The sequence below is a fragment of the Clostridium tagluense genome (assembly GCF_003865095.1).
GTDB lineage: Bacteria > Bacillota > Clostridia > Clostridiales > Clostridiaceae > Clostridium_AD > Clostridium_AD tagluense.
Map to the genome: position 1 here is coordinate 1 of NZ_BHYK01000067.1, position 7,937 is coordinate 7,937.

The window sequence follows — 7,937 nt, forward strand, 5'->3', positions numbered from 1 at the left end:
TTTGATTTTTATTTAAAGCATTTTAGGTAATAAATAAAATGGTGCTTTTTATATAATTTATAAAAAATAATTACTAATATAAGAGGCATAAAAATAGTATGAGTAATCAACCACGTTATTACCGATTCTCAAATAAAAAATAAAAGTGGTATAAAGTTAGTTATATCAAGGGCTAAGATAGTATAATTTCAAACATTTAAAATCAGTTATTTTTAACAGTATTTTGAAAGTTGGGAAATGCTACAAATTATCGTAGCACTTTATATTCTAAGTGCTACGATAAATGAGGTGATAAAATGGCAAGAAATAATAGTTTTGAAGACATTATAGAAAGCAACCTAGACAAGATAGAGGCTTGGGTTGAGGGTAATAACACTGACAAGGAAATTGCAGATAAGCTTGGAATTGCATATTCCACATATAGGAAATATAAGAGCACTAACGTAGCACTTAAGGGTCGAATTGCTACGGCAAAGGATAAAAAGAATCAAGAGGTCGAAAAAGCCTTATTTAAAAAATGTATTGGATATAAATACACTGAAGAAGTAGCAACTAAAATCAAAGAAGAAGTACTTGATAAAGAGACTAATATAATTTTAGTAAAGGAAAGTGTAGTTGTTAACGAAGTTAAGAAGTTTTCATTACCTGACCTTGGAGCACAAAAGTTTTACTTAGTTAATAGAGTAAGTGCTAAGTGGAAGGAAGATCCTAATAAGGTTTCTAATGATAAGAAGCTTACCAAGCTTAAAGAAATAGAAGTTAATGCTAAGACTGGGGATATATAAGGAGGAACGATTATTAATGAGGGAAGATATGATATACAAATGTTTAGATTGTGGCAATGAAGTATTAGTAAAGAGAGCAGATAAAACAAAGGATGGACAATCATGTAGCAAATGTAAGGGGCATTTAGTACCAAATAGATATGCTGATAATCCTACTCATAGTAAAACTAAGAATACCGTAACAGTAGGCATAGAGCTAGAAGGTTATGAGAAGATGAAGCAACAACTAAGGAACTTAGAAGCTACATACGATAGGATAATAGAGAAGCAAAAGGTAATAGAAGTAGATGCTGGACCAAGGCACATAGGCTTTGATATAGATGAGTTTACTAAGGAGTTATCAGCTAACATGCAAGACATAGTTAAAGCTGCAGATAAAGCAGTTAAACAATTAGGTGAATGTATGAGGAGATACCGCAACAGGTAATGGATACTAAGGAGTTAGTACAATGGTTAAGTAAGTTAATGCAAAGTAATCAGTTGGTTAAGTTCTATAAGCATCCAGTGTGGCGAGAACTAAGGGCGGATATGTTGGAGAAACAGAACAATGAATGTCAGTTATGCAAAGCAAATGGATTGTTTGAGGCAGCTACAGTAGGACATCATGTGCAGACAGTGAGACAACATCCCGAACTAGCATTAACTAAGAGCAACATCTTGTGTGTGTGTGGCGAGTGTCACTATCAGATACATCATACTATTAAATATAAAAAGCAATTGAATGAAGAGAAGTGGTAACAATAGCTACCCCCGGTCGAAAAATTTGGAAAGCGGTCAAGGATACTGGGAAACGGTAAGGGGATTAGACAAAGGAGAAATATCGCGCGTGTGAGAAAAATCTGTAGGAAAGGAGAGAGCCTAGAAAATATGAAAAATGTAATTGAAATTAAGGAATCATTAATCAATCAACTTAAAAATAAAAAAGCAAATACAAATTATTTTTTAGGTTTAATTGATGATTATGTTTGGTATTTTAATCAGGAAAAAGAAATGCAACAAGATATTAAAGCTCGTGGTAGACATTATAGGGCAAAGTCAGCAAGTGGATATTTAATAGATAAGGAAAATGAGTCTTTAAAAAATGCAGTAACTTTTAATAAACAGAAACTAGCAATTTTGAAGCAGTTAGGATTAACAATTGAAAATGTAATACCTGATGATGCTGATGATGAAATGTAAGAAGTTAATCCCAGAAATCCAAGACTACATTGACATTGTACGTGGCGGCACAATAGAAGTTTGTAAAGAACAACTACAACTCATGGATTATGTAGAAAAATGTTTTAGAGAGGAAAATCTGTTTGTAGATGAATCACAACTTCATAAATATTTAAGTATGATTAAATACTTTCCATTCAAATTATATGAGTGGGAGGTATTTTGTTTTACCCTCCATAATTGCACATACTCCAAACTAGGTATTTTAAGATGGCCTGACTTATTTATACTGGTAGGTCGTGGAGCTGGTAAGAACGGATATTTAAGTTTCGAAGATTTTTGTCTTATAAGCGATTATAACCCAATTAAAAATTATAACATTGATATATGCGCCAATAGTGAGGAGCAAGCTAAGACCTCATTCGATGATATATGGAATGTGCTTGAAGCAAATAAGCAGAGACTTAAATCACATTTTGACTGGACTAAGGAATTAATTACGAATTTAAGAACAGGCTCAGAATTAAAATTCAGAACTTCAAACGCAAAAACTAAAGATGGAGGTAGGCCTGGGAAAGTCGACTTCGACGAGTATCATCAATATGAAAACTATAAAACTATAAATGTATTTAAGACAGGCCTAGGCAAGAAGAAGAATCCAAGGACAACTATTACCACAACTAATGGAGAGGTTCGAGACGGTCCACTTGATAAGCTTATAACTAGGGCACAAAATATTTTAAAAGGTGCAGTAGGCGATAATGGATTATTAGTCTTCATTTGCAAGCTGGATGATGAAAAAGAAGTAGACAATCCGAAGATGTGGGACAAGGCTAATCCTTCACTACATTATTTTCCAGAACTATTTGCAACTATGCAAAGAGAATATGTGGATTACAAAGAGGACCCAGTTTCTAATTCAAGTTTTATTATTAAGAGAATGAATATACCTAAGGGCGATGTAGACGTAGAGGTTACAAGCTGGGATAACATACTTGCAACTAATCAAGAAATACCGAACCTTGAAGGAATGACTTGTACTGCTGGAATAGATTTTGCAATGACTACAGACTTTGTATGTGCTGGCTTATTATTCTTATTTAAAGGCAAATATTATTGGTTATCTCATACGTGGGTATGCAGTAAATGTAATGATTTGAAAAGAATTAAAGCACCTCTAAGGGAATGGGAAAAAGCAGGATTGTTAACATTTGTTGATGATGTGGAAGTAACCCCAAGTATCCCTGCAGAATGGTTAGCAGAGCAGGCGCAGAAATATAATATAACCACTTTAGGCATGGATAAATTTAGATATGGAACCCTTAAGAGGGCACTAAAAGAAGTGGGGTTTGATGTAGAAAAGGAAGGCGCTAATAATATTAAAATTATAAGACCATCTGATGAAATGTTTATAGCCCCTACTGTAAATTCTTTATTTGTTAATCACAATATTGTTTGGGGAGATTCACCCCTTATGAGATGGTATACCAATAATACAAGCAAGAAACCAGAGCCACATGACAATATTTCGTATGGCAAAATAGAACCTAAGTCAAGAAAGACAGATGGATTTAAAGCATTCATTGCGTCGATGGCAGCAGGTGGTACAGATTTAGTTGATAGTGGAGATGTGGTCGAATTAAATTTAGGATGTTATTCATATTAAAAATGTAAACATAGCGTCAACGAAATGTTTACAAATATATACAAAGGAGGTGATTAAAAATATATGAGTAATAGTTTTATAAACTGGATGAAAAGCTTTTTAGGTGTTGGCCGAACAACTGTAAATATGACCGCAACTGCAACCTCCACCGAACAACAATTAGCCATAGAAATATTTGCAATACATTCTGCAATTAATTTAATAGCTAGTAGCATAAGCAAATGTGAGTTTAAAACTTATGCCAAGGGCGTAGAATTCAAGGGCGAAACTTATTACCAATGGAATATACAGCCTAATTTAAATCAAAATTCTAGCCAATTTTTACAGGAGCTTATTACTAAATTGTTATTTAACAATGAAGTTTTGGTATTGCCTATAGGGGATCAGCTAATAATCGCGGACAGTTTCTTTCAGGAAGAATTCGCAATAAAAGAAAATACTTTTTCATCTGTAACAAAAGGAACTATGCCCTTTAATAAAGTCTACAATATGTCAGACGTTTATTATTACAAACTAGGGAATACAGACATAAGGGCTTTATTATCCAACCTTATCGTGGGCTATAATAACCTTTTAAATATGTCTATGACCAAGTATAAAAAAAGTGGTGGTAGAAAGGGAATTCTTGACATCAACTCTACCGCAAGTGGTAATAAAAATTATCAAAAAACATTAGAAACGCTTATGACCGAGAGATTTAAGACTTATTTTGAAGCTGAAAACGCAGTGTTGCCGTTAGAAAATGGTTATGTGTACACCGAGCAGGCCGGAGAAAGTGGGAAAAAGTCTACTAGTGAGATTGCAGACATTGCAGTTATAACAAAGGAAATCTTTGAAAGAGTTGCACAGGGTTTTAAAATACCACCCGCGCTTTTAAGGGGAGACATAGCAGACATAGAAGCTACCACTGGGAACTATTTAACATTTTGTGTTGACCCGATATGCGATTTAATAGGCGAGGAAAATATTAGGAAGAGTTATGGTAAGAGCGCTTATTTGGCAGGCAACTATATGCGAATTGATACGACTTGTATTAAGCATATTGATTTATTTAGCATATCGGTAGCTTTTGATAAGCTTGTTGCAAGCAGTGGATACTCCGTAAATGAATTAAGGGTAAAAGCTGGCGATACCAAGATTAATGAAGCTTGGGCAGACCAACATATTATCACTAAAAATTATCAAAAGATTGAAACTTTAGGACAAGAAGTAAAGGAGGTGAAAACAAATGGCAAAGAAAATATTTGAATTTAAACAGTCAGTTAATGACCCTACGATTTTAGACATGTACCTATATGGGAATGTTGAAGCTGGTGGATATGATTGGTGGAATGATGAAGAAATTGTTAGTGAAACATCTGCTGACTACTTTAAAGAAGAACTGGCAAAGTATCCTGATGCGAAACAAATTAATGTATTTGTAAATTCTTTCGGTGGCAGTGTATTTGAAGCAATGTCAATTAGAAATCAGCTCAAAAGACATACTGCATTAGTGGTAGGTGTTGTAGATGGTTTTGCTGCAAGTGCTGCAAGTTTTATTTTAACTGCGTGTGATACTGTAAAAATGTACTCAAACACAACTCAAATGCTTCACAACATGTGGAATGTAGCAGTAGGAAATTCAAAACAATTAAGGAAGGCCGCTGACGATATGGATGTAATGATGGCCGGAAATAGACAAGCCTACCTAGAAAAAGCTAAAGGAAAATTAACGGAAGAAAAGCTAATGGAAATATTGGATAATGAAACATGGCTAACCGCAGCACAGTGTCTTGAAATTGGATTATGTGATGAGGTTATTGCAGAAGAAGTTAATCTTAAAACCGCAGAGGAACTAGTCCAAAAAATGAACGTGGCAATGCAACAAAGAATAAATTATAATCAAAAATTATCAGCGCAATTAAAAGAGTTAGTGGTAATTCCTAAAGCAGAGCCAAAAGTCCCAGTGCAAAAAACAAACATGGAAAAGTTAATGGAATCATATAAAAATAAAAACTTGGAGGGAAAGTAAATGAATGAATATCAATTAAACCAAACAATAAAGGTAAAGGACTGCAATGGGCTAGTAATAGAAGGAGCTATAAAAGGTTTATCTTTAGATAAAAAAGATGAATTGCACATTGTGGTTGAATATTTAACACCGATTCAAAACACTTTTAAGATAGAAAATATAGTAACTGAATAATAAAATTTGAGGAGGAAAATAATATGGGAATAAAAAGTAAAGATTTAATCATGCAAGAATTAAAAGACAACTTGGTGGCAGCAGGCAAGAGCACTGACGAAGGAGCATTTGCTCAAGCATTTACACCATTCGCGGAGGCAATCCAAGAGAATATCATGGAAGAATTTAAAACATATCAGCAAACAGCGGACAGTAACATTTTAACTAAACGTGGAGTGCATCAATTAACCGCAGAAGAAACAAAATTTTATCAAAATATGATAGGAGCTATGCAATCCGCAGACCCTAGACAGGCATTTACAACTTTACCATCTGCATATCCTGAAACAGTGATTGATAATGTAATTGCAGATATTAAAGCAGCTCATCCATTACTTGCTGCAATCAATTTCACAAATACAACTATTTTAAGCAAAATGATAGTAAATAAACAAGGTGTACAACTTGCAGTGTGGGGTCCTATTAATTCCGCAATCACAAAAGAATTAGAAGGTACGATTGGAACAATAGACTTAACACTTTGCAAGTTATCCGCATTTATGCCTATTTCAAAGGATATGTTAGAAGTTGGACCACAATGGATAGATGCTTATGTAAGAAGCACATTATCTGAAGCAATAGCATTAGCTTTAGAGACTGCAATCATTACTGGTACTGGTAAAGATGAACCTATTGGAATGGATAGGGATGTATCTGATGGAGTGACTGTGACTGGTGGAAAATATCCAAAGAAAACGCCTATGGTAGTTTCTAATCTTAGCCCGCTTACATTTGGAGCGATTGCTGGTAAATTGGTGCAAGCACCAAACGGAAAACAAAGACCAGTAAATAATATCTTAATAGTTGTTAATCCATTAGATTATTTTACAAAAATATTTCCTAATACAACTGTAAGATCAATGGATGGTACCTATTCTTATAATGTTCTACCTTTTCCTTGTACTATAGTTCAATCTTCAGCTGTAGTTGCTAATAGTGCTATTTTTGGACTTGCTGACAAGTATTTTATGGGAATTGGCGCAGGAACAAAAGATGGAAAAATCGAATATAGTGATGACTTTAAATTTTTAGAGGACCAAAGAGTATACCTAAGCAAATTAATAGGTAATGGCAGAGCATTAGATGATAACGCATTTATCTTAGCAGATATAACTTTAATGACAGCTGCAGTGTTAGAAGTATCTGTAACCAACATTGTCAAGACTAAAGAACAAGCTTAAGAGGTGATCTAAATGTCAGATACATTATTAACTGACGTAAAAAGCTATCTGCATATAACCTGGGCAGATGATGTTACAGATAAAAATTTAACTGGAATGATAAGTAGGGGGAAGGCACGTTTGCAAACTATTGCAGGGGTGCCTTTAGATTTTGAAAAAGAAGATTCTCCTAAATCATTGCTTTTAGATTATGTAAGGTATGCTAATTCACAGGCCCTAGAAATGTTTGAAAAAAACTTTGCAAGTGAACTTATGGCCCTGCACATTCAAAGTCAAGTTGATTTGGAACCGGATGTGGTGACACCATGAAAATTAAAATAGGGAATATTGAATTTACAACTTTTAATGATGGGGTATGTAATATTTTTACCACAGATGAAGATAACGAAAGGGTACCGAATAAATATACTAACTTAGGTTTTGAAAATAGAGTTCTAGGTTTTAAAAGATATTTTGAAGCATCCGCTAGACAAATAAATGTAAATAGAGTTATTAGGATACCTCAATTACCTGGTATAGATAATTATGATTATGTTGAAATTGACAAGGTAATCTATGGGGTTAAAATGGTACAACCGATGTACGATACCAATCCATTAAGTACTGACTTAACGTTGGATAAGGCTATTATATGAGTACAACGAGCATTGATAACTTAGCAGATGAAATAATGAGGGAACTTGAAAACTATAGCGAGGGTGTCACAGAGGGTATTAAGAAGGCGGTTGACGTAGTTGCGAAGGAAGTTAATGAGGAAATAAAAAGCCATGTTACCTTTACTCAACATTCTAAAAAGTATGTTAAAGCTTTTAAAATTAAAAATGTTTACGATGGCAAATACAACAAAGGCAAGACTTGGCATGTAAGTGGTGGAGAGTATAGGCTTACACACTTATTAGAAAAAGGACACGCTACTAGAAATG

The 7,937-nt window shown here is 34.1% G+C and carries 12 protein-coding genes; all 12 read left to right on the top strand.

From position 1 onward, the window contains the following. Nucleotides 1–296 precede the first annotated feature (296 nt). Nucleotides 297–785: a Xaa-His dipeptidase gene (locus Ctaglu_RS24030; protein WP_125006515.1), complete on the top strand. Its 489-nt coding sequence runs from the start codon at nucleotides 297–299 to the stop codon at nucleotides 783–785. A 16-nt stretch (nucleotides 786–801) separates the two neighbouring features. Beyond that, the gene (locus Ctaglu_RS24035) at nucleotides 802–1,212 is read left to right on the top strand and encodes a hypothetical protein (RefSeq protein WP_125006517.1); all 411 of its coding nucleotides are present in this window, start codon (nucleotides 802–804) and stop codon (nucleotides 1,210–1,212) included. Continuing rightward, on the top strand, nucleotides 1,212–1,523 hold the full coding sequence (locus Ctaglu_RS24040; protein WP_125006519.1) for an HNH endonuclease: 312 nt from the start codon (nucleotides 1,212–1,214) through the stop codon (nucleotides 1,521–1,523). The genes Ctaglu_RS24035 and Ctaglu_RS24040 overlap by 1 nt, the downstream gene beginning before the upstream one ends. A 129-nt stretch (nucleotides 1,524–1,652) precedes the next feature. After that, nucleotides 1,653–1,964: a P27 family phage terminase small subunit gene (locus tag Ctaglu_RS24045; RefSeq protein ID WP_125006522.1), complete on the top strand. Its 312-nt coding sequence runs from the start codon at nucleotides 1,653–1,655 to the stop codon at nucleotides 1,962–1,964. Beyond that, entirely contained in the window at nucleotides 1,951–3,609 is a 1,659-nt protein-coding gene (locus tag Ctaglu_RS24050; protein ID WP_233439945.1) for a terminase TerL endonuclease subunit, read from the top strand. Before Ctaglu_RS24045 ends, Ctaglu_RS24050 begins: the two co-directional genes overlap by 14 nt. Nucleotides 3,610–3,672: 63 nt before the next feature. Beyond that, nucleotides 3,673–4,857 carry a phage portal protein gene (locus tag Ctaglu_RS24055; RefSeq protein ID WP_125006524.1) on the top strand — a complete coding sequence of 395 codons (1,185 nt, stop codon included), beginning with the start codon at nucleotides 3,673–3,675 and terminating at the stop codon, nucleotides 4,855–4,857. Further along, entirely contained in the window at nucleotides 4,838–5,620 is a 783-nt protein-coding gene (locus Ctaglu_RS24060) for a head maturation protease, ClpP-related (RefSeq protein WP_125006526.1), read from the top strand. Before Ctaglu_RS24055 ends, Ctaglu_RS24060 begins: the two co-directional genes overlap by 20 nt. After that, entirely contained in the window at nucleotides 5,621–5,794 is a 174-nt protein-coding gene (locus Ctaglu_RS25650) for a hypothetical protein (protein WP_185732954.1), read from the top strand. A 23-nt stretch (nucleotides 5,795–5,817) separates the two neighbouring features. After that, entirely contained in the window at nucleotides 5,818–7,014 is a 1,197-nt protein-coding gene (locus Ctaglu_RS24065) for a phage major capsid protein (RefSeq protein WP_233439946.1), read from the top strand. Nucleotides 7,015–7,026: 12 nt separating this feature from the next. After that, the gene (locus Ctaglu_RS24070; protein WP_125006528.1) at nucleotides 7,027–7,323 is read left to right on the top strand and encodes a hypothetical protein; all 297 of its coding nucleotides are present in this window, start codon (nucleotides 7,027–7,029) and stop codon (nucleotides 7,321–7,323) included. Next, nucleotides 7,320–7,649 carry a hypothetical protein gene (locus tag Ctaglu_RS24075; RefSeq protein WP_125006530.1) on the top strand — a complete coding sequence of 110 codons (330 nt, stop codon included), beginning with the start codon at nucleotides 7,320–7,322 and terminating at the stop codon, nucleotides 7,647–7,649. The genes Ctaglu_RS24070 and Ctaglu_RS24075 overlap by 4 nt, the downstream gene beginning before the upstream one ends. Further along, nucleotides 7,646–7,937: HK97 gp10 family phage protein (locus Ctaglu_RS24080; RefSeq protein WP_125006532.1), on the top strand; the 292-nt coding region annotated here is incomplete at its 3' end. The genes Ctaglu_RS24075 and Ctaglu_RS24080, both read left to right, overlap by 4 nt.

What these genes read in the sequence shown, in the direction of transcription:
- Ctaglu_RS24030 (WP_125006515.1), top strand. Translation starts at nt 297, where the DNA reads ATGGCAAGAAATAATAGTTTTGAAGACATTATAGAAAGCAACCTAGAC.
- Ctaglu_RS24035 (WP_125006517.1), top strand. Translation starts at nt 802, where the DNA reads ATGAGGGAAGATATGATATACAAATGTTTAGATTGTGGCAATGAAGTA.
- Ctaglu_RS24040 (WP_125006519.1), top strand. Translation starts at nt 1,212, where the DNA reads ATGGATACTAAGGAGTTAGTACAATGGTTAAGTAAGTTAATGCAAAGT.
- Ctaglu_RS24045 (WP_125006522.1), top strand. Translation starts at nt 1,653, where the DNA reads ATGAAAAATGTAATTGAAATTAAGGAATCATTAATCAATCAACTTAAA.
- Ctaglu_RS24050 (WP_233439945.1), top strand. Translation starts at nt 1,951, where the DNA reads ATGATGAAATGTAAGAAGTTAATCCCAGAAATCCAAGACTACATTGAC.
- Ctaglu_RS24055 (WP_125006524.1), top strand. Translation starts at nt 3,673, where the DNA reads ATGAGTAATAGTTTTATAAACTGGATGAAAAGCTTTTTAGGTGTTGGC.
- Ctaglu_RS24060 (WP_125006526.1), top strand. Translation starts at nt 4,838, where the DNA reads ATGGCAAAGAAAATATTTGAATTTAAACAGTCAGTTAATGACCCTACG.
- Ctaglu_RS25650 (WP_185732954.1), top strand. Translation starts at nt 5,621, where the DNA reads ATGAATGAATATCAATTAAACCAAACAATAAAGGTAAAGGACTGCAAT.
- Ctaglu_RS24065 (WP_233439946.1), top strand. Translation starts at nt 5,818, where the DNA reads ATGGGAATAAAAAGTAAAGATTTAATCATGCAAGAATTAAAAGACAAC.
- Ctaglu_RS24070 (WP_125006528.1), top strand. Translation starts at nt 7,027, where the DNA reads ATGTCAGATACATTATTAACTGACGTAAAAAGCTATCTGCATATAACC.
- Ctaglu_RS24075 (WP_125006530.1), top strand. Translation starts at nt 7,320, where the DNA reads ATGAAAATTAAAATAGGGAATATTGAATTTACAACTTTTAATGATGGG.